The organism is Escherichia sp. WS1368, assembly GCF_046487485.1.
Lineage (GTDB): Bacteria > Pseudomonadota > Gammaproteobacteria > Enterobacterales > Enterobacteriaceae > Escherichia > Escherichia coli.
Genome location: NZ_JBJQJI010000047.1, coordinates 1 through 1,138, shown reverse-complemented (window position 1 = coordinate 1,138; position 1,138 = coordinate 1). Strand labels below are relative to the sequence as shown.

Genomic DNA, 1,138 nt, shown 5'->3' with positions numbered 1-1,138 from the left:
TCCACACACCGGATTGGCACTGGCCTCCGTGCCAATCCGGTATCTGGACAACGGCAAAAGTGAACTTCACTACCAGTACGTACAATATCGGGAAAAACACCCGAAATCTGAGCATTGGCGTACATGCGTACTGTTCGTGGACATACCTTAATGGTGCGCCTTTTGGTGGGTTTCAGCAGGTATACTCCGACCAAAACAAGGTTTGGTATGTGAATAATTATGCGTGGGGAAATTATGAGTCCGGCGGCACAATTACTGTTACATGCCTGAATCTTCCTGGTGCTGGGATTTAACCGAAGGGGCAACAATAAGCATCAACGTGTTCCTCATCAACGCCATCACCAATGCCATACATGCGTGTACCTGTCATGATAAATCCGGTCGGGCATTGAATGGGTTTGTAGTAGATAGATCCTCCACTTTTCCCGCCAATGAAGTGATTCATTGCTACAGATGATTGATACCACTTACAGGCGGAGTAGTTCACTTTATTGCCACCAGACCACCGACCGGATTGGCACGGAGGCCAGTGCCAATCCGGTACGTGGCAGAAAAATGGCGGCGGTACAGTACAGATGGTTACTGCGACAGCAAGTGACTGGAATCAGCCAATTGCCACCGCGACTTGCCCTTCAGGAAAGAAAGTTACAGGAGGTGGTGGAATGTGCAGCTTTTCAAATGCCATTCTCAAGCGTTCTTCCCCCTCCGGTAACAGTGCATGGGTAGCTGGTTGCAGCCAAAACACCAACCAGAATCAGTATTATTCAGTCACTACTTATGCATTGTGTCAGTGAGTATTCTGGTATGAATTAGCGGAAGCAGTGAACAGTGATGTAGTAGCTGCCATATAACGTACCGTTATACGCACCCTATTTCTATGATTAATCAATACATACTGCATCACAACGATAACTAGCTAGTGAAGGTGGGTAAGCTGTTAGTTGCCAGTTTGCTCCGGACTTAGATAACGAGCATTCTGAATAATCGTATTTTGAATTATGGAAACCCGTTGCTCTTACATGGGATAATGCGCAAAAAGTATGCTGACCCAAGTTTGACTGAGAGTATGGGAAATTAAGCTGATAGGTGGAGACTTTCCCTATGCCCCCTCCTTTTTTCCACGTACCGGATTGGCACG

2 protein-coding genes are annotated in these 1,138 nt (G+C 46.7%); one reads left to right on the top strand and one right to left on the bottom strand.

Going from position 1 to position 1,138, the window contains the following annotated elements:
* On the top strand, positions 1-293 hold a 293-nt coding region (locus ACJHYD_RS24480; RefSeq protein WP_074404255.1), incomplete at its 5' end, for a shufflon protein C.
* Here the strand turns inward: ACJHYD_RS24480 and ACJHYD_RS24475 are convergent.
* Positions 290-445: a hypothetical protein gene (locus ACJHYD_RS24475; RefSeq protein ID WP_001358489.1), complete on the bottom strand. Its 156-nt coding sequence runs from the start codon at positions 443-445 to the stop codon at positions 290-292. The two genes, ACJHYD_RS24480 and ACJHYD_RS24475, sit on opposite strands and share 4 nt — an antisense overlap.
* Between the last annotated feature and the right edge of the window lie 693 nt (positions 446-1,138).